This is a genomic window from Corynebacterium sp. HMSC034A01 (assembly GCF_001838175.1).
Taxonomy (GTDB): domain Bacteria; phylum Actinomycetota; class Actinomycetes; order Mycobacteriales; family Mycobacteriaceae; genus Corynebacterium.
The window spans coordinates 24,734-43,986 of sequence record NZ_KV835946.1 but is presented as its reverse complement, the minus strand read 5'-3'; the positions used below and the strand labels follow the sequence as shown (position 1 = coordinate 43,986).

Annotated in this window: 18 protein-coding genes; 13 read left to right on the top strand and 5 right to left on the bottom strand. The window is 63.5% G+C overall.

Annotated elements, in window-relative coordinates; genetic code table 11:
• Positions 1–162 precede the first annotated feature (162 nt).
• Complete coding sequence (locus HMPREF2791_RS04135; protein WP_083327889.1) at positions 163–1,299, bottom strand: XRE family transcriptional regulator; 1,137 nt, start codon at positions 1,297–1,299, stop codon at positions 163–165.
• Between the two features lie 121 nt (positions 1,300–1,420).
• Between HMPREF2791_RS04135 and HMPREF2791_RS04130 the strand changes: the two genes are divergently transcribed.
• Both HMPREF2791_RS04130 and HMPREF2791_RS04125 read left to right on the top strand, forming a co-directional pair.
• On the top strand, positions 1,421–2,767 hold the full coding sequence (locus HMPREF2791_RS04130) for an AAA family ATPase (RefSeq protein ID WP_070844503.1): 1,347 nt from the start codon (positions 1,421–1,423) through the stop codon (positions 2,765–2,767).
• A gap of 73 nt (positions 2,768–2,840) precedes the next feature.
• Positions 2,841–3,416, top strand: a complete 576-nt coding sequence (locus HMPREF2791_RS04125) for an RloB family protein (protein WP_168168287.1) — start codon at positions 2,841–2,843, stop codon at positions 3,414–3,416.
• A 120-nt stretch (positions 3,417–3,536) separates the two neighbouring features.
• Here the strand turns inward: HMPREF2791_RS04125 and HMPREF2791_RS04120 are convergent, their stop codons facing one another.
• Positions 3,537–5,189, bottom strand: coding sequence for an AbgT family transporter (locus HMPREF2791_RS04120; protein ID WP_083327887.1), 1,653 nt, complete (start codon positions 5,187–5,189; stop codon positions 3,537–3,539).
• A 72-nt stretch (positions 5,190–5,261) separates the two neighbouring features.
• Between HMPREF2791_RS04120 and HMPREF2791_RS04115 the strand changes: the two genes are divergently transcribed.
• From HMPREF2791_RS04115 to HMPREF2791_RS04070, 10 genes are all read left to right on the top strand, one after another.
• Complete coding sequence (locus HMPREF2791_RS04115) at positions 5,262–5,930, top strand: DUF4230 domain-containing protein (RefSeq protein ID WP_246825414.1); 669 nt, start codon at positions 5,262–5,264, stop codon at positions 5,928–5,930.
• Positions 5,931–5,960: 30 nt separating this feature from the next.
• Positions 5,961–6,605: a hypothetical protein gene (locus tag HMPREF2791_RS04110; RefSeq protein ID WP_070473527.1), complete on the top strand. Its 645-nt coding sequence runs from the start codon at positions 5,961–5,963 to the stop codon at positions 6,603–6,605.
• Between the two features lie 130 nt (positions 6,606–6,735).
• On the top strand, positions 6,736–7,533 hold the full coding sequence (locus HMPREF2791_RS04105; protein WP_070473529.1) for a serine hydrolase domain-containing protein: 798 nt from the start codon (positions 6,736–6,738) through the stop codon (positions 7,531–7,533).
• Positions 7,534–7,865: 332 nt separating this feature from the next.
• Positions 7,866–9,308 carry a uridine transporter UriT gene (locus HMPREF2791_RS04100; RefSeq protein ID WP_070473531.1) on the top strand — a complete coding sequence of 481 codons (1,443 nt, stop codon included), beginning with the start codon at positions 7,866–7,868 and terminating at the stop codon, positions 9,306–9,308.
• Positions 9,301–10,302 (top strand): uridine-preferring nucleoside hydrolase UriH, encoded by a 1,002-nt coding sequence (locus HMPREF2791_RS04095; protein ID WP_070844500.1) that lies wholly within the window; start codon positions 9,301–9,303, stop codon positions 10,300–10,302. Before HMPREF2791_RS04100 ends, HMPREF2791_RS04095 begins: the two co-directional genes overlap by 8 nt.
• Positions 10,303–10,471: 169 nt before the next feature.
• Positions 10,472–11,287 (top strand): trimeric intracellular cation channel family protein, encoded by an 816-nt coding sequence (locus HMPREF2791_RS04090; RefSeq protein WP_070844499.1) that lies wholly within the window; start codon positions 10,472–10,474, stop codon positions 11,285–11,287.
• A 41-nt stretch (positions 11,288–11,328) separates the two neighbouring features.
• Positions 11,329–12,171: a trimeric intracellular cation channel family protein gene (locus HMPREF2791_RS04085; protein WP_070844512.1), complete on the top strand. Its 843-nt coding sequence runs from the start codon at positions 11,329–11,331 to the stop codon at positions 12,169–12,171.
• Positions 12,172–12,225: 54 nt separating this feature from the next.
• Positions 12,226–13,143, top strand: coding sequence for a DMT family transporter (locus HMPREF2791_RS04080; protein ID WP_070844498.1), 918 nt, complete (start codon positions 12,226–12,228; stop codon positions 13,141–13,143).
• A gap of 450 nt (positions 13,144–13,593) precedes the next feature.
• Positions 13,594–13,914 carry a hypothetical protein gene (locus HMPREF2791_RS04075; RefSeq protein WP_141764908.1) on the top strand — a complete coding sequence of 107 codons (321 nt, stop codon included), beginning with the start codon at positions 13,594–13,596 and terminating at the stop codon, positions 13,912–13,914.
• The gene (locus HMPREF2791_RS04070; protein WP_070844511.1) at positions 13,904–15,298 is read left to right on the top strand and encodes an NAD-dependent succinate-semialdehyde dehydrogenase; all 1,395 of its coding nucleotides are present in this window, start codon (positions 13,904–13,906) and stop codon (positions 15,296–15,298) included. The genes HMPREF2791_RS04075 and HMPREF2791_RS04070 overlap by 11 nt, the downstream gene beginning before the upstream one ends.
• Positions 15,299–15,370: 72 nt before the next feature.
• Here HMPREF2791_RS04070 and HMPREF2791_RS04065 read toward each other — a convergent pair whose 3' ends face one another.
• From HMPREF2791_RS04065 to HMPREF2791_RS04050, 3 genes are all read right to left on the bottom strand, one after another.
• On the bottom strand, positions 15,371–17,134 hold the full coding sequence (locus HMPREF2791_RS04065) for an ATP-dependent nuclease (RefSeq protein WP_083327885.1): 1,764 nt from the start codon (positions 17,132–17,134) through the stop codon (positions 15,371–15,373).
• A gap of 116 nt (positions 17,135–17,250) precedes the next feature.
• Complete coding sequence (locus HMPREF2791_RS04055) at positions 17,251–18,096, bottom strand: HAD-IIA family hydrolase (protein ID WP_210400153.1); 846 nt, start codon at positions 18,094–18,096, stop codon at positions 17,251–17,253.
• The gene (locus HMPREF2791_RS04050) at positions 18,048–18,341 is read right to left on the bottom strand and encodes an acyl carrier protein (protein ID WP_070473556.1); all 294 of its coding nucleotides are present in this window, start codon (positions 18,339–18,341) and stop codon (positions 18,048–18,050) included. The genes HMPREF2791_RS04055 and HMPREF2791_RS04050 overlap by 49 nt, the downstream gene beginning before the upstream one ends.
• Positions 18,342–18,358: 17 nt before the next feature.
• Here HMPREF2791_RS04050 and HMPREF2791_RS12010 point away from each other — a divergent pair, with 17 nt between their 5' ends.
• Positions 18,359–19,237 carry a Rib/alpha-like domain-containing protein gene (locus tag HMPREF2791_RS12010; RefSeq protein ID WP_070473557.1) on the top strand — a complete coding sequence of 293 codons (879 nt, stop codon included), beginning with the start codon at positions 18,359–18,361 and terminating at the stop codon, positions 19,235–19,237.
• The last annotated feature ends 16 nt before the right edge of the window (positions 19,238–19,253 follow it).

The window sequence follows — 19,253 nt, the reverse complement described above, 5'->3', positions numbered from 1 at the left end:
TGTGTCGCTCCCGGCTTTTCTTTTGGGGTCGCAGTGGACCAGTGTTGCGCGATTTTGGCGTATAGACGAAAACCTGAATTCGTCGGCGGGGGGGGGAGGCAGTGATCGCTCCCTGAACTCGCTGGTCTCACCCCTGGCAGAAGTCAGAAACGAGCTAGGATTTCAACGCACCACTCGGAGCGTCGGGCGGGCTGGGGTGCTTGTTGTCCGGGTAGCGCTCGAGACCGTGTGAGGTTGGGCGCTGAGCATGAGCGCGTGCAGGTCTCGTGGCGGGAGCTTTGTTTCATCGGCGATGCTCGAGATGCTGGCGCCACCATCGGGAGAAAGCACGTAATCGAAGATGCGCGAGCGTTCGTATTGCAGTGTGCTGCCGGGCTCGTCCGTGCGGAAACCACGCGCGGAGAGGGCGGTCAGGTGGGAGTGGTATTCCCGCTCGCTGAGTTTGCCGTGGTGGTAGGCGGCGCGAAGCATGGCCATGGCTGACACCTTCAACGCGGTCTTGAGCCGGAGGATGTGGTCGAGGCTCGCATGCAGGCGAAGGTGTGCGTTAACTATGCCGGGCGGGATGAGGAAGTCGGCGGCGAACTGGTTGGCCTCGTTCTCCTCGCGTGCTCCGTTGTGCGGATCGTCGGAACTGTGGAGTAGTAGGTGTCCCAACTCGTGCGCGAGGTCGAAACGAGTGCCCTCGGGGGTGCGGCGACGGGCCAGGAAAATAAGCGGCTGCTTGCCGTCCCACAAGGAAAACGCGTCCACCGCAGAGGCTGCGGGCGGCAGGCCCATGACGGCGATGCCGAGGGATTCGGCGAGCTGGACCGAGTTTGGGACTGGCCTGTCGCCGAGCTGCCAGATCGTGCGCGCATGGCGGGCTGCCTCCGAAGGCGTAAACCCAGAAAAATCAGGGAGGTCAGGCTCTGGGAAATCGAAGTTGCGTCGCAGCCAGGCCAAAAGTGTGCTGGCGTTTGCCCCGGATGCGACTGCGACGCTCTTCTGCCGTAGAGTCGCGCGGCTGCCAGCCCGAAAGAGGGTGGAATCCGTCGAGGGGACTTCGAGCTCTTCGGAGATGAAGTAACCCGCGGTAAACCCAAGTGCAGCCTCGAGCTGTTCGATGACGGACTCGGTGCGGGAAGGTGGCGGTCCCTCGTCCTCCCAACGAGACAATGTTGTTGGGGCGATGCCGAGATTGGCGGCGAGCTCCGCTTTTGTGAGGCCACGGCGCAGTCGCGCGACAGTAATACGGGACGGCGAGATGCGGGCGGAGCTAGTTTCCGCTCGCTCGTGAGATTGTGAAGTCAATGTCATCGTCCTCGGGTCGCTTCTTCGCCGCTGGTAGCAATGGGGGTACGCGGATCACAGTAGTTAGAAATTTCACTTATGATGCAAGAAACTTGAGTCGTAGGCGAATTGTTTGGAAGGGGTGCCTATGCTGCTGGACCTCACGATCGCGAACTATCGCTCGGTGTACGAGCCCGCGTCGATAAACATGGTCGCGACCAGGGAGCAGGTTCACCGAGAGCGCTGCCCGGAGCTTTCTCGTCGTTACAAGAAGCGGATTAACCCTGTAGCAGCCCTGTTCGGTGCAAACGCGGCAGGTAAGTCTACGTTCGTTCGGGCGTTGATGGCACTGCAGCAAATGTTGAAAAATCCTCCGCGCCCTAAAGATCCAATGCCATTTGATCCGTTCGCACTTCGCCCAGATGCAGCGTTTGAGCCGACGACTTTTGAGGTGCTGTTCTCTGTCGGCGACATCGTCTATGAGTACGTGCTCGCGTACGACGCGAAAAGCGTGGTGGAGGAGCGGCTGACGAAGTACCTGTCCAAAGACGAAATTGACGTTTTTGAGCGCGTAGGGGACTCGTTCAGCTTCCCATTGTTGGAGGAGAAGTCGGAGCGGTTCCCCACCGAGGTCGCGCAAGCACGGGTGCTGCTCGAGTCGGTGCCGCCCAAGGTTCCTCTTGCCTCATTTGCTAGTGAGACGAACCTTTCGCGGTTCCCAGATTCGCTCAAGTTGGATGCTTTCGGGGTCGTCCGTGCTTTCGTTGAAACGATTCTGGTGATCCCAGCCGGGTTGATGGATATCGGCCACCTGCAGTCCCAGCCTGACGGGTGGGAAGACTTGATTTCGCAGATCGACGCCGGAATTACAGGGGTTGAGGCTGAGGACGTGGAACTTTCAGCTTTGGGGTTGGGCGCTGAGGAAGCACTGGAGATAGAGCAAGAGCTGCGAAGCAACCCGGACTATCCGATGGATGTGGAATTATCTTCGGGGCGCTTCACGCTGCGGCTCGAGGGCGACGAGATTGAGGCGCAACGAATCGCCCTCCTCCACTCCGCTGAAGAAGGCGAGAGCTACGGCCTGCGCTGGTGGGACGAGTCGGACGGGACCCGTTCCGCGACGAGGCTGCTCGGGTTGTTTTCTCGGTTGACGACCCCGGGTTTCGAAGCGGTATTGGTCGTTGATGAGTTCGACCGCAGTTTCCACACGGAACTCTCTCGCGCGCTGATCGGTGGGTTCCTTGCGAATTCTTCTGCAGATTCCCGAGCGCAACTGATCTTTACCACCCACGACCTTCTGCTCATGGACCCCGAAACACTGCGGAGAGATGAGATCTGGGTAGTAGAGAAGGACCGATCGGGACAAACCCAAACGAGCGTTCTCTCGGACTTCGAGGGGCCGCGAAAGACGACAGACCTTCGAAAGAGCTACCTGCGAGGCAGGTTCGGTGGTGTGCCGTCGATAAAGCCGCTGGAGTTCAGCAATGTCGAATAGGCGGGGGCGCTCTTCTCGTAAGAGAAAGTTCGGGGGTAAGAGCAAAAGGGCCAACACCCGCCCGGTAAAAGATGTGTTTCTCATCGTCACCGAAGGCACCACGGAGAAGAACTACTTCGAAATGGAGTGCTTCCGCGACAAATCCGTGAAGGTGGAAGCGCGTAGAGGTGTGCATCCCCACCCGCCTGCGTTACTCAAGACTGCAGACGATTGGCTGGCCAACCTAAAGCGCGACGGCGACTTACGTCCCGGTGACCAAGCTTGGGTGGTCCTCGATGAAGACGACGCGACGGACCAGCAACTCCAGGCAGTTTTTGAATGGGCTGCCGAACGCAAGGACCGCGGAGTGGGTTTTAGTGTTCCGCAGTTCGAGTACTGGTTGTTGCTCCACTTCGCTGATGCAAAGGGCGCAAGCACGCAAAAAGATGTCCTCGATAGCTTGATCCAGTACTGGCCGGCGTACGTAAAAACCGCCCAGCCGAGTTTCACCGTGGACGATGTCCGGCGTGCTATCGCACGCGCTGAGGCGAAAGTTCGAGAGCCACTTGATTCGTTAGGGGATTTCGACGAGCACGTTGGGAGGCATACTGCCTCGACTACGGTGCACCTGCTTGCGCAGCGCATCATTACGTCGCTCTATGGGAAGTGACGGGGCTGGCCGAAGGTTCGTCGATAAGCAAAGGCACACAGAATTCGAACGGAAGACTTCGAAATCCGCGGTTGACCGGCCGACAGCGCCCGGGAAATCCCGGGACACCCCCCCAACGAGCTACACCTGGTACCCCATCGGCGAGCCGGGGCCGAGGGGGATGCCCAGGGCGTACCAGATCATGAAGAAGATGAACCAGCCCACCAGCATGGACACCGCGTACGGCAGTGCCAGCGACATCAGGGTGCCCACGCCGGCCTTCTTGTAGTACTTCTGCAGGAAGGTCAGCGCCAGGGCGAAGTAGGGCGACATCGGGGTGATGATGTTCGACGGCGAGTCGCCGATGCGGTAGAGCATCTGTGTGACCTCGGGGGAGACGTCCACGTACATCATCATCGGCACCACCACCGGCGCCATCAGCGCCCACTGCGCGGAGCCGGAGGTGATGAATAGGTTGATCAGCGTCACCATCAGCACGAACGCGGCGAAGAGGATCACGTTTGGCAGGTCCCAGGACTGCAGCAGCTCCGCGCCCTTGATGGCGGTCCAGGGGCCCAGGTTGGACCACTGGAACCACGCCAGGAACTGGGAGACGGCGAAGAACAGCACCAAAATCGGCAGGAGGGACTCCAGGCCCTTGGCCATGAATTTCGGGATGTCGGCGGCGTTGTTAATGGTGCCCACGATCAGGCCGTAGACCAGACCGGTGGCGAAGAAGATCAGGGCGATCGGCACGGCGATGGCGCGGATCAGCGGGGACTCCATGAAGCCTTCCTCGGGCCGTGCGAACGGCGACCCCGGGATGAACAGCAGGGCGAAGTAGGCCGCCAGTGCGACGAGGAGGGTGATGCCGGCCCAGGCCAGGCCTTTGCGCTCGAGTGGGGTCAGCGACAGGTCGTCATCGTCGGTGAGGTGGGAGTCGTTGGGCTGGTTGGACTCGTCGAGTTGCAGTTCGTCCTCGTCGATGTGGTCGTGGTCCACAAGCCCCTCGGCCTTCTTGTCCACGAACAGCTCGGTCACCGCCGTGATGATCAGCGACAGCACCACCGCGGACGGGATGACAAAGAAGATGTTGGCAAGCGGGGAGACTTCGTAGGCTTGATCCACAAGCTGTGCGGCGGAGGTGGAGATGCCGGCGAGCAGCAGGTCCGTGATGTTCAGAATCAGCGAGGCGTTGAAGCCTGCCGACGACGCCGCGAACGCCACCATCGCACCCACCACCGGCGAGCGGCCCACCGCGTGGAAGGCCATCGCGCCCAGCGGGATGATGATCACGTAGATCGCGTCCGAGGCCACCGAACCGGTCACGCCAGCCAGCGCGACCATGAACGTGAGCATCTTCGGGCTGACCTTGTCCACCATCGCGCGGACCATCGCCGCAAGCAGGCCCGTCTGCTCCGCCACGGCCACACCCAGCATCACCGCCAGGATCACGCCGAGCGGCGGGAAGGCGATGAAGTTCTCCACCGCGTCCGTGACCATGCGCGAGATGTTCTCGCCGGTGAGCAGCGATTCGACGTGGATTTCGTCGCCGGAGGCCGGGTCGATTGCGGACAGGCCCGCCTTGCTGGCCAGCCAGGAGGACACCGCCACCACGCCGGCCAGGATCACAAATAGCCAGAACGGGTCCGGCAGTTTGTTGCCGACTTTTTCGATCCAGCCCAGAAAGCCGGACATGCCGTCTCGGTCTTGAGTCTTATCTTGGGCCTGGTCTTTAGGCTTCGTGTCCCGGTTATGGTCGGGTTTCTTGTCGGTCCTGGTTGATCCGGTCATGGTGGGTCTTCCTGGTTGTCGGCAAATTGTGAGAGCCACATTACATATTCGTCACCCCGTAAGGTGAAATATGTGTCTACTGAATTCCAAATTTCTCCCCGGCCCGCCCGTCGCGGCTTCGGGTTCGCTGGCGCCGCCGCCTCGGTCGTTGCGGTGCTGGCCATCGTCGGGCTGGTGCTGGCGCTGACCCGCCCGGCGCTGCTCAGTTGGCGGGAGGGGGAGGTGACGTCGACGACCATTGGGGCGTCGTTAGGCGATATTGCCCAGCTTTCTGTGGAGGAATACGTCTTCTCCGACGTGGGCAAATTCGACCAGGAGGGCCTCGAGGTGCTCGGGGTGCGCGTGCCGTTTACCGGGCGGAATTTCCTGGTCACGTACGACGGGCGCGTCACCGCCGGCATCAAGGACGCCTCGCTTATCGACGTCCACCTGGCCGACGGGGAAGTCAACGTGCAACTGCCTGAGGTGGAGGTACTCGAATCGCACATCGACGCCGACAGCGTCAAGGTTTACGACCAAACCATGAACCCCATCAACCAACTCCGCGTCGAGGACGTCACCGGCTTCATCGCCGACCGGGAAGCCGACGCGCGGGAGAAGGCCATCGCGTCCGGGCTGTTGGACCGCGCCGGGCAGCACGCCGAGGAGCTCGTGCGCGCGCACGTGGCGGCGCTGGTGGCCGGCACGGAGTACGAGGACTACGAGGTGCGGGTTTCTCGGGGTTTGTGGAAAGGCCGGTAAGGAGGTGCCGTGCGGGGTATCTTTTTCCACATGCGTAAAACCCTCACAGCGGGCGTTATCGCCTGCGCCGCCGTTGCTGCCGTACTTCCGCCCGTCGCCGGAGCCGCCGACGCGCCTGAAGCGCCCGTCGACCCGGGCTTTTCCCGCGTCTGCGCCGTCGAGTACAACGCGGACCAGGTGCCTGCCCTGGCCGCCGGCCTTAACGCCGACGACATCCTTTACCACTCCGGTTCCCGCGCCGACGCGCTCGCGTTGTGGGCGAAGAAACAGGACGAGCTGCGCGCCGGGCTCGGCGAGAACGGCTGGGGCTCGGTGAAGCAAACCGATGATCTGCAGCTGTGGCCCGTCGAGGAGCACACCACCAGCTCCGTCATCGCCGACGACCTGACAAGCTCCAAGACCGGCGCGCCGTCCACCTTTGAGACCCCGTTCAGCGCCAACGAGGTCGCCTACGTCAAGTCCGCCGCCTCCTACACCGCGCAGCGTTTCGAGGACTGCGGCAAGGACATCAACCGCACTGCGCCGGCCGCGCCGTCGAGCCTGAATTCGGAGGTCGCGCCGGGCACCATCGCCGGCATCGTCGCCGTGGTGCTGGCGCTGCTCGGTGTTGGGGCGGCGTTCGCGGTGTCGGCAGGCATGGTCCCGGGGCTCACACTCCCGGCGCTGCCGTTCTAAGGACTCAAACCCCGAGTAAGCCCTCCCGAGTATGGCCGAAAATGGGCCGTAATAGGGATCGCTTACTAGGGGTCTGCGGGTGGGGGCGCACGCCACCCGGTCCCCGCGCGGCGCACGTAGGGTGGGCGGCATGGAGCTCGAGAAGTTTTTCAGCAACTGGCCGGTGGAGAACGTCGCGGCGGCCCTCGTCGGCGACACGGAAGCCACGTTCGGCGACCAGGACAAAGTCTTCGAACTCGCGAGCGTGACCAAGCTGCTCTCCGCGTACGCCGTGCTCATCGCGGTGGAGGAGGGGGCATTCGAGCTTGACGACGCCTCCGGTCCCCCCAACTCCACCATCCGCCACCTCCTCGCGCACGCCGCCGGGGTGGGGTTCGACTCCCGGGAGCCGCAAAAAGAACCGGGGGAGCGGCGCATCTACTCCTCGGCCGGCTACGAGATCCTGGCCGACCACCTGGAAGAGACCACCGGCATCGCGTTTGCGGACTACGCCTGCGAGGGGGTCTTCGAGCCCCTCGGCATGGATTCCACCGAAATCTACGGCTCGGCCGGCCACGGCGGGCGCTCCACCGTCGGCGACCTTTCTGCGTTCGCCTCCGAGCTCCTCTCGCCGCGTCTTCTGGACCCGTCGACGCTTGGCGAGGCCTTTTCTAACCAGTTCGGCGATCTGCGCGGCGTCGTTCCCGGCTACGGCATGCAAAAACCCTGCCAGTGGGGCCTCGGGTTTGAGATCAAGGGCGAGAAGGCGCCGCACTGGACCGGCGACGGCATGCCCGCCGACACCGTCGGGCACTTCGGTATGTCCGGGACCTACCTGTGGGTCGCGGGTGGGCAAGCGTGCGTGGTGCTGACGGACCGCGAGTTCGGCGACTGGGCCAAGCCCCTGTGGCAGGAGACCAACACCGCGCTGTGGGAGGCGCTGGGGTAGCCGCGGCGGCCGCAAACCTCCAGGGAGGTATGCGAAAAAGTCGCGTAGCCGAAAACCTGAATTCCGCGCGTTCGCATGGTGCGAGTCGCGCGAGTTTTCCCAGTGCGGACGGGTGCGCGCCGGGCCCTGCCTTCCGGCGCGGGCCCTGCCTTCCGGCGAATTCAGGTTAAGTGCGACGCGACTCAATCGGACACATTGCCCGCCCGCAAACGTGCTGGGGGTAGGGTGCGGCGGCCAGGTGGGCGTCGATAGGCAAAATGCCCCCGCATTTCGGGTGTAGCCGCCGCCTTTTTCGTGTAGGCGCGCGGCGCGCAGTGTTTTAAACTGCACGCATGACTACGACAAACACCCCGCTACCAGCAGCGGGGCAGAAGCTGCCGACCAACCAGGTCGTGCCCCTGATGACGGCGCTGCTGGTCGCCGTTTTCGCGTTCCAGCTCAACGCCTCCATGCTCGCGCCGGCGCTGCACACGATGGAGATGGACCTCAACGCCACCACCGCGCAGATCGGCATGACGCAGACGGCGTTCTTCACCGCGGCGGCCGTGTTTGCGCTGTTCATGCCGCGCTGGGGTGACCTGATTGGGCGTCGCAAGGTGCTGGTGTGGATGATGATCGGCACGGTCATCGGCTCCGTTGTCGCCGCGCTGGCCACCAACGTGACCATGCTGTTCATCGGCCGCGTGATCCAGGGCGTCTCCGGCCCGACCGTCGCGCTGACGTCGGTGATGCTGCGTCAGGCGGTGCGCGAGGAGAAGCAGTTCGCGTTCCTGGTGGGCATCCTCACCTCGGTCAACGGCGGTATCGCCGGCATTGACGCGATTTTGGGCGGCTGGCTTACCGACGCCTTCGGTTTCCGCTCCCTCTTCTGGGTCATCGGCGCCGCCGCGCTGATCGCCGTGTTCGCCGTGCAGTACGGCGTGCCGGAGACCAAGTCCGACCAGCTCCAGCCCATGGACTGGAAGGGCGTTGTCGGCCTGGTCATCGGTGCGGCCGCGGTGCTGACCGCCCTGAACATGGCCGGCGAGCTCGCCGCGGCGAACTGGTTCATGGTGATCCTCCTGCTGGTCGTCGGCGGCGCGTCCCTGGTGTGGTTCTGGCGCACCGAGAAGTCCAGCCCGCACCCGCTGATGTCCACCGACCTGCTGTCCCAGCGCCGCACCTGGGCGCTGCTGCTGACCACCACGCTGACCATGACCGGCGTGTTTGCGGTGATGAACGGCCTGGTGCCCAACCTCGCACAGGACCCGGCGGCCGGCCCGGGCATGTCCGCCGGCGTCGTGTCCTGGTGGACCCTGACCCCGTACGCCCTGGCCGGCCTGGCCATGGGCCCGATCTCCGGCTGGCTCGCGGGCCGCGTGGGCTACAAGATCATCCTGCAGATCGGCATCGCGGGTGCGGCGCTGTCTGTGCTGTTCGGCCTGGTCGTCGTGGGCAACGCCACCCACGGCATGCTGCTGGCGATGTCGCTGCTCGCTGGCATCACCTACGCCGGCATGGGCAACATCATGCTCGGCTCGCTCGGCGTCGTGCTGGCGCCGAAGCACAACCAGGGCTACCTGCCGGGGCTCAACGGCGGCGCGTTCAATCTGGGCGCCGGCCTGTCGTTCACCATCATCTTCGCCGTGTTCACCGCCACCGACGGCAGCTACCGCGCCGGCATGATCGCCGGTGCGATCCTGCTGGGCTGCGCGTTCGCGGCGTCCTTCCTCATCCCGAAGCCGTCGTCGGTGTCGGACACGATCGCCGCAGAGGACCTGGCTGCCCGTGCGTAAAATCATCCTGGACTGTGACCCCGGCCACGACGACGCCGTCGCCATCCTGCTCGCCGCCGGCAACCCGGACATCGAGCTGCTGGGCCTGACCACCGTCGGCGGCAACCACACCATCGACCACGTCACGCGCAACGCGCAGCAGGTGCTTACGGTCGCCGGTTTGCGCGATGTCCCCGTCTTTCGCGGGGTGACGAGGCCTTTGCTAAACGACGTCATCACGGCCGAAGACATCCACGGCGACACCGGCATGGAAATCCACGGCTTCGACCTTCCGGAACCTGCTGTTCCGGTGGGGGAGATCGGGGCGGTGCAGTGGATCGTCGATACGCTGATGCGCGAAGAGCCGGGGACCGTGACCCTGGTGCCCACCGGGCCGCTGACCAACATCGCCTTGGCGGCGCGCCTGGAGCCGCGGATTGTGTCGCGGGTGCGCGAGGTCGTGCTGATGGGCGGCGCGTACGGAGCCGGCAACTTCTCGCCGTCGGCGGAGTTCAACATCGCCGTCGACCCGGAAGCCGCCGCGATCGTGTTCGGCGAGGACTGGCCGGTGGTCATGGTCGGGCTGGATCTGACGCACCAGGCGCTTGCCACTCCTGAGGTGCAGGACCGTTTCCGCGCGTTGGGCACCGCCAGCGGCGACTTCCTGGCCGCGCTTGTGGACGCCTTCCGCGCCAACTACAAGGACGCCCAGGGCTTTGACAACCCGCCCGTCCACGACCCGTGTGCCGTAGCCTACGTCATCGACCCGTCGGTGGTCGAGACCGTGTCTGTGCCGGTGTCGGTGGAGCTCGCGGGCACGCTGACGCGCGGGCGCACCGTGGCGGACCTGCGCGCGTTCGGCGCGGCGCTCGCGTCCGGCGTTCCTGGCGGGGGCGCCGCTGGTGCTGCCGCGTCTGGTGCCGCAGACCCGGCCTGCAACACCTCGGTGGCGACGCGCCTGGACGTGGACCGGTTCTGGGACCTGGTCGTCGACGCCGTCGAGCGCTTGGGCTGAGGCGCGCCTCCCGCCCCGTAAAACCGGCTACCTAGAACCGGTTACCCTGCGAAAATTCAGCTGGTAACCGGTCCTAGGTAGCCGGTTTATTGCATGAGGACCAACCCCACACCGGCCACCCAACAACCGTCCAGGCGCGCCCCCGCCCCGAAAGCTAGCCTTGGCGCCCATGGACTTCTCTGATGACGTGGGCAATCTCTACTTTGTCCTCGAATACACCGGCGTGTTGTTGGCGGCCACCATCGGCGGGACTGTGGCCAAGCGGATGAACTTCGACATTGTGGGGTTCGCGTTTGTGGCGTTGATTTCGTCGCTAAGTGGCGGGCTTATGCGCGACGCCATACTTAACGACGGCCCCGCCGCCGCCCTGACCAACCCCGGCTACTTGATCACCGCCACGGTCGGCGGACTGATCGCGTTCTTCGCGCCCCTGCGCGGCAAGCTCTGGGAGAACTTCCGGTTCTACGCGGACGTGGTCACAATCGGCGTGTGGGCGGTCGGCGGCACGATCAAGGCGCTCAACGCCGAGTTGAGCTGGGTGCCGTGCGTGCTGCTCGCCGTGATCACCGCGACGGGCGGCACGCTGGCCCGGGATATTGCGCTGCGGCAGGTGCCGTCGCTGTTTACCAGTCAGAAGATGACGGTGTTCCCGGCGATCATCGCGTCGGTGATCATGCTGGTGCTCAACCAGTTCGACCTGGTGTGGGAGGGCATGCTGGCCGCCGCAATCGCCGCGCCGCTGTTCGCGATCGCGGTGTACTTCGGCGGCGACAAGTTCTCGGCGTTCCAGACCAAGCGCCTCGAGCGCCCGCTGGAGGAGAAGATCGGCGAGGCGCTCGGCGTGGAAACCGACTCGCGCCGTCCCGTCGAGTCCGGCGAGGACGTGCGCAACGCGCTGGAGGACGCCTCGGACGAGCAGTTCATCCAGGCGCTGCGGGTGATGCTGCAGAACGAGGTGCAGCAGCGCACGGAAGCGAAAACCTAAACCGGCCCCATAGCAGCGCAAACCCTCATACGATGGCGCGCATGTACTTCGACAACGTGCTCACCCCTGTGGGTTTCTCGTTTGCCGTGATGGATCTGATCGGCGTGTTCCTTAACGCTTTGATGGGCGGGCTGGTAGCCAGGCGGATGCGTTTCGACGCCGTCGGGTTCATGGTCATCTCCATCATCTCCGGCATGGCGGGCGGCATGATCCGCGACGCCCTGATCGGCTCCACCCCGGCGTCTGCGCTGCAGAACCCGTGGTACATCGGCACGGCGCTGGTGGGCTCGCTGGTAGCGTTCGCGCTGTCCATCGAGGGCCGCGCGTGGGAGCTGTTCCGCTTCCACGGCGACATGGTCATCGTGGGCGTGTGGGCGGTCACCGGCACGGTTACGGCGCTGCGTGCCGACGTCACGTGGTTCGGCTGCATCCTCATGGGCGTGCTCACCGCCACGGGCGGGATGGTCATCCGCGAGATGATGATCGGGCAGATTCCCAACATTCTCATTGACCGCCAGTTGTACGTGGTCCCGGCGATAGTGGCGTCGATAAGCGTGCAGCTCTTCTACGACCTTGGATGGCAGTCGGTGGGCCTGGCGGTCTCCGCGCTGGTCGGCATCGCGCTGGGTGTGGCCGCGTACTGGCTGGATTGGTCGGTGCCGGGGGTGGAGGCGCTCGCGCCCGTGGACAGTTATTTCACCCGCATGAAGCACCGGGTCGGCGGCAAGCTTCCGCCTGTGGCGTACCGGCAGCGCGCCGCTAACCCCACCATGATCTCCGCCCCGACGCGCAAGGACGTGCGCGACGAGCTCGCAGCCGTTGACGGCGAGATCACCCACGACGAGTTCATCGCTGCGCTGTACCGCGCCTACGGGTTGAAGTAGCTACAGCTGCGGGCTAGGTAAACGGCGTCGCGCTTAGCGTGAGAAGATCGGCGCATGCTGTTGCTTGTGGCGCTCGCGGTAGGCGGGCTGATTCCGATCCAGACCGCGGCGAACTCCCGCCTGCGCATGAGCGTGGGCAACAAGCCGGTGGTCTCCGCGCTGGTGTCGTTTTCGGTGGCGCTGCTGGTGGCCATCGTAGCGACGACGGTGTTGCAGGGCACCCCGGTGCCGCAGTTTGCCGACGGTACGAGCGCGCCCTGGTGGGTCTGGCTCGGCGGCGCGATGGGCGTGTGTTTCGTGCTGGGCAACATCCTGCTGTTCCCGCGGCTTGGGGCGGTGCAGACCGTGGTTCTGCCGATTCTGGGGCAGGTGGTGATGGGCATGTGCATCGACCGGTTCGGCCTGTTCGGCGCGCCCGTGCTGCCGGTGACGTGGATGCGTGTGGTGGGGGCGCTCGTGGTGCTGGCCGGCATCGTCGTGGTGCTGCGTGCGGGCAAGCGCCCGGCGGTCGAGGGCGACGCGGTGGGCCTCGAGCTCTGGCTGTTCCGCGCCCTTGGCGTCCTCGTCGGCGTGGGGTCCGCGGTGCAGACCGCCGTGAACGGTTACCTGGGCACCATCGCCGGTTCGTCGCTGCACGCCGGCGAGATCAACTTGGCCGTCGGTGCGCTGTTGCTGCTGGTGGCAGTGCTGGTGACCAGCCCGCGCCAGCTGGTGCGACGTCCTGAGCCGGGGCCGTGGTGGATGTGGGTCGGCGGCCTGGTCGGCGCGACGTTTGTCATCTCGGGCGCGACCTTGGCGCCGCTGTTGGGTACCGCCACGACCGTGATCGCTTTCAACGCGGGCACCATCGCCGCGGGCCAGGCGCTGGAGGCGCGCGGGGCATTCGGCGCGCGGAAGAACCCGCTGACGGCGACGCGCCTGGTTGGCCTGGTCGTGATCTTCCTCGGCGTGCTGGCGGTGCGGCTGCTGTAGGGCGGTCCGCTAAACGACGATATCGGCATTTACCCGCAGCGGCGTCGCAAAAGACCAGGTCGCCGCATCTCGGATGGTGTAAATGCCGATATCGGCATTTGCGATCGCGGCGGCACGGGGCGGCACGGGGACTGGCCGCACGGACACGCCCGTTGCCCCCTCAACCTCAACCGAAGCTCGAGCAAATAGGGGGATCAACCAGCGGTTGAGGGTTGCTGGAGTCAACTCGTGTGAAGCAATATCGGCCGAGAGAAATCAGAGGCCGTTGGGGAAGACGAACCTCTCGTCTCGCACTCCGCCGCACGCCGGGCCTGCCTAGTCACCGGGCCGGGGCGCGCGGCAGTAGCCGCCGGCACCCGCCGCGGCACTCCCGCCTAGTCACCGGGGATGGAGTGTGCCGCCATCGATGCGGGCACGCCGAAAAGGCGCCCGCAAGAAGGGTCCCCACCAATGACGACAACACTGGCCGCACCCACCTGCCGCGCCCCGCGCACCCGACTCGCGTGGACATTCTGCGTTGAGGGGATGCCGGTGCGGGAGCGACGGAGCGTCGAGAAGCTGATGCTTTTGCTTCCCGACGGCGCGCCCGGCGAAATCTGGTTCACCCGCTGGCAGCGGCGCGCGGACCGCACGTACTCGTGCCGCGAAACAATCCTGGCCACGCGCGAGGAGATCGAGCCGTTTGTGCAGGCCATGGACCGGCTATCACGCGAGAAAGATTTTGTGGCGAGCCTCACGCCACGCTCCTACGATGGGCCGCATGTCTACTAAATACCGCGTACAAAACCCGAAGAACAACGAGATCGTCGAGTCCTTCGACTTCATCACCGACGACGAGCTCGAAAACGCGCTGGCCACCGCAAACGACACGTTCAAGCAGTGGCGCGAGAAGAGCTTCGAGGAGCGCGCCGAGGTGCTGCGCAAGGTAGCGAAGCTTTTCGACGAGCAACGCGCCGAGCTCACCCGCATCATCGCAGAAGAGATGGGCAAATCGGTCAAGGAAGGCGACGGCGAGATCAACGACGTCGTCGAGATCTTCAACTACTACGCCGACAACGGCGCGGAATTCGGCGCCGACGAGGAGATCCCGAACCAGCGCGGCGGCACCTCCGTCATGCGCAAGGTCCCGCTCGGCGTGATCCTGGGCATTATGCCATGGAACTTCCCGTACTACCAGGTCGCGCGCTTCGCAGCACCGGCGCTGATGGCCGGCAATGTGGTGATGGTCAAGCACGCCGAGATCTGCCCCCGCTCCGCCGCCGCGATTGCGAAGATCTTCGACGAGGCGGGCGCGCCGAAGGGCCTGTACACGAACCTGTACGCCAAGCACTCGCAGGTCTCCACGCTGATTAACGACGACCGCGTCCAAGGCGTGTCCCTGACCGGCTCCGAGCGCGCCGGCCGCACCATCGCCTCCCAGGCCGGCCAGGCGCTGAAGAAGTGCGTGCTGGAGCTCGGCGGCACCGACGCGTACGTCGTGCTGGATGCTTCCGACGTGGCTAAGGCTGCCGAGACCGCGTGGAACAAGCGCATCGGCAACGTGGGCCAGGCCTGCACCTCGAACAAGCGCATGATCGTCATGGAGGACATTTACGACGAGTTTGTGCAGGCGTTGGTGGACCTTGCGTCGTCGTATAGCGAAGGCGACCCGCTGAACCCCGGCGAGGGCAAGGAGTTCTACCCGCTGTCTTCCCGCGACGCCGCGGAGCTACTCGCGCAGCAGCTGCGCCTAGCGGTGGAGGACGGCGCGAACCTGCGCGTCGGCGGCGAGGTCACCGGCAAGGGCGCCTACATCACCCCGGCCGTGATCACCGACATCCCGGTCGGTTCCGACTCCTACTACGAGGAGTTCTTCGGCCCCGTGGCCGAGGTGTACAAGGTCGCGTCCGAGGAAGAGGCCATCGAGCTGGCAAACAACTCCCGCTACGGCCTCGGCGGCGCCGTGATGTCTGAGGACGCCGAGCGCGCCAAGAAGGTCGCGGCGAAGATCGACACCGGCATGATCCACGTGAACATCCCGCAGGCCCGCGGCGCCGAGCTGCCGTTCGGCGGCGTGAAGGCGTCCGGCCTGGGCCGCGAGCTCGGCCCGCTGGGCATGGACGAGTTTGTCAACCACCAGCGCTTCTACGTCGCGGGCTCCGACTCGGAGGTGTAGCTAGGCTTTGGCGTAGGGGGCTGGGGTGTCATATGCCCGAAAGGGGCGGGGCAGAGGGGTAGGACTGGAGGCCTAGCGGTAATCGTCATCTACCTGAGCGAGGAGATTGAGCACCGGATCGACGCTTTCCTGCCTGTACGCACCGTCATTGCAGAAAATATCGGCAGCGATTCGTTTGAACTCCTCCAGTTTCGCCCCCTCGAGCCGCTTATTATTTTCATAGCTGAGTTCCTGAGCCCGTTCGATAGCTGGAGTGGGTTTGCAGCTTTCCCATTTTTCAGGAGCCACCGCGACACCCATGGTCTTACGGAGTGCTTCGGCGAGCGTCTCAACCGGGTAGATGTCCTCCAGAGTTGCATCCGTATCGGCTCTGCCCTTGGAGCGGGGATGCCTGATATAGGCATATTCGCTTACGTCAATTAACTCTGGGGATGATTCCAGCTTTTTTCTAGCCGTCGCGTCGTAATCTGCGAGCACTCGGACGTTTGTAAGGGTGTTCTCGGCTATGCGGAGATGATTTTCGAGAAATTTTATCCCTTTAGTAGCTACCAGTTCGATGCGACCTAATTTGATTGCTTTCTTCAGATTTTCGAGGTTGCTTTGGTTGATTATCTCAGAAAACACAGCTCGGTCAGTTTCGCCCTCGACTAGGATCTTTAACTCTACATCGTTCATCGCTTCCGCGGACGTGATTCCCAGAGCGTCCCGGATCTGACCGATTGAGTCAGCATTGCGGGCGGCACCTTCGTCCACGAGTATGTTAGAAGACGGATTTTTGCGATCAACGAAGATTGCGTTGTGAGTGACAACGATCACTTGCTGGCTGGCAGCAATTTTTTCCAGTACCTTCCGAATCTCGTACATCGTTTTGGAGTTCAGGTGCGCTTCCGGCTCCTCGATGATGGTCAAGAGATCCTGGCCTTTAACGGACCTCGAAAACGATGCTTTGTGCTGTAGTAACGCTAAGGTGAAAAGGCTCTGAACGCCGTCACCTTTCTCGGAGAGTTTCGTATTAACTCCGTCAGACATCGAGACTTCAATTGCCTTTAACTGGCTTTCGATCATCTCTGTCGGTTCGATGGAGATGCTCTCTAGATCTGGAAGAAAATCACTTAGAGTCGCCTCAAAATCAGAGGTAACTTCATCGATGACCTTGGCCCGGAAGTCAGTCATTGTCTGAACAGCGGCCTTGTAATCATCGTCATTCGCGGCGAGGTAAACGAGACGTTCCTTAAGTAGTGCTTGAAGCTCGTCCACTCCCCGTTCCCCCGGGCGGACGGCATCAGACGAAGCGAATGAAAAATTTCGCATAATGTAGGAGAGAACATCTGGAAGGTGTTGCTCAATCTTGGCCTTGCCTGGACCCGGCTTTACATAATTAATCTGAACAGTGGGGTACTCGGGACGCTCAACCAGGTTCAGTCGCGGGTCAATTTTCACTTCGATCGGCAAGCTGCTATTGATTTTGGATTCGAACTTCGTTTCAAACTCGTCGCATTCCTGTTCGCTCAGCTCAAAAGTTAACCGCAGGATTGTGTCTGCCTTTGATCTTGGAGAGAGTGAGCGAGGGAAATCTCGCTCAATTCTGTAGATACCCAGCTGGAAGAGTTGTCTTCCAAGAATTCGTTGGAATGCGTCTGATTTCCAGGGTATTGAAGTTCTTGTCTTCAAATGGTTGGCTACTTGCAGCGTTGAAATCGCGCATTCTAATGCTCGTACCAGGTTTGATTTACCCTCGTTGTTGGAACCAACAATAGTGGTGGAATCCGATAGTTCGAGCTTCTTAGCTTTACGGATGGATCGGTAATTTTGGACCTCTAGGTACCGAAGCTTCATAAGCTATGCCTTTTCCGTTTTACTCCGTCGCGCGCGGTTGCCGAATGCAGTGCACCAAATTTCTGTGCCGTATACCTTACTGTCTTAAAGGCCGACATACCTCAAATCTGGCGTGCCTACTCCCCGTCCGTGTAGAACCCGTCGTCGAACGGATCCCAGATCCGCTCCACCAGGTCCGCCACGGAATCCAGCACCGCGGTGGGGCGGAAGGGGTATTTGGCTATCTCGGAGTCGTCGGCGATGCCCGTGCGCACCAGCACGGTCCGCATGCCTGCCTCGAGGCCGGCCTTGACGTCGGTGTCCATGCGGTCGCCGATCATCACCGTGTTCTCGGAGTGCGCGCCGATGTTGTTGAGCGCCGAGCGCATCATCACCGGGTTCGGTTTGCCCACGTAGTACGGCTCCATACCGGTCACGGCGGTGATCATGGCCGCCACGGACCCGGTCGCCGGCACCACACCCGCGGGCCCCGGGCCGGTCAGATCCGGGTTGGTGGCGATGAACCGCGAGCCGTTGCGGATCAGGTTCGACGCGGTGGTCAACGCCTCAAACGAGTAGGTGCGAGTCTCGCCCAGCACGACAAAGTCGGGGTCGGCGTCGGTGAGGATCCAACCGATTTCGTGCAGCGCCGTCGTCAAGCCAGCTTCCCCGATGACGTACGCCGACGCCGCGCCCGCCTGCTGCGACAAAAACTTCGCCGTCGCCGTGGCGGAGGTCCAGATGCGCTCCGGCTCGATGTCCAGGCCCATGCGCATAAGCTTCGCGGACAGGTCGCGCGGGGTCTGGATCGAGTTGTTAGTCAGAACCATAAAGTCGATGTCTTCGCTGCGCAGCGCGCCGATGAACTCCTTCGCGCCGGGGATGATCTCGCCCTCGCGGTGCAGCACGCCGTCCATGTCGGTCAAATACGAAATCACTTGTGCTCCTCCACATAGTCGGCGAGATCCTGGGCGGTGGTGCATTGGGCGTACACGTGCTCGTCGATAGGCACTCCAAATGCTTCCTCGATGCGAACCGCGAGCTCAATGCGGCTTAACGACGAAACCCCGCTCCCGTCCAACCTCGTACCGGGCTCAATATCGACGCCGGAGACGTCTTCGACGAGCTCCGCGATGCGCGCAAACGTGCCGCGCGCCTCCGCCTTGTCTTGGGCGTCTGTGTCGTCGGCGAGCAGGCCGCCAAGGTCCAACCGCTGCGAAAGTTCCATGCCGTTATGATAAGCGCATGCAACGCTTCGCACTTCCGGCCGTGGTCGTCGTCGCCGCCGGCCTGCTCGCGCCCGCCGCCTCCGCCGCGATGTCCGACGAGTATTCGCCGCACTTCGATCCGAAGGCTCGGCACGTGCAATTCATCCCGAGCGACGGGTACACCGAAACCATCGAGTACGAGCTCCTCGGCGTGCCGGAGGGGACGAGATGGAAGCAGACCGGCGAGGACACGCTGCAGAAGAAGGCGCAGCTGTTCAACGGGGAGCGCGAGCTTACCGACGGCCCCCTCGCCGTCCGCCTGAACAACTACACAAAGGGCGAACCCCCGCAGCCGGGGGAGAACGTCATTGAGTTCTGGGTCCGGGTGGAGTTCCCGGACGACTCGACCGAGCTGTACCCGCAGAAAATCACGCTGACCTCCGACGACGCGTTCTACTACAACCCCCAGTTTGTCGGGCGCGTCACCGCCGACCCCGGCGAGACCGTGAACCTGACGCCGGAGAACCAGTTCGATCTGAACCTGCCGACGGACGCTCATTGGGAGGTCACCGGCGGCCAGGGCTGGGACTGGAGCATCGACCAAAAGACCGGCACCATCACTGCGACGGTGCCAACCGACTCTTACGACAGCGCAAACTTCGAGGTCGTGACCACGTTCGCGGACGGGACGAAGCGTAGGACCTGGACCAGCATCAGCAACACCGGTGTCGGCGTGGAGCTGCCGGAACCCCCGGCGGCGGAGCCGGAGCCGGACGCGCCGGTGCAGACTGGGGCGGACTCAGGTGGGTCGTCCACGGCGCAGAAGCTCGGCCTCGTATTTGGCGTCCTGGCGCTGCTGGTCGGTGCCGCCGCCTTCGCGTGGCCGCAGCTGCAGCAGTTCCTGCCCAAGATGTAGGGGGCGCCGGGCCACC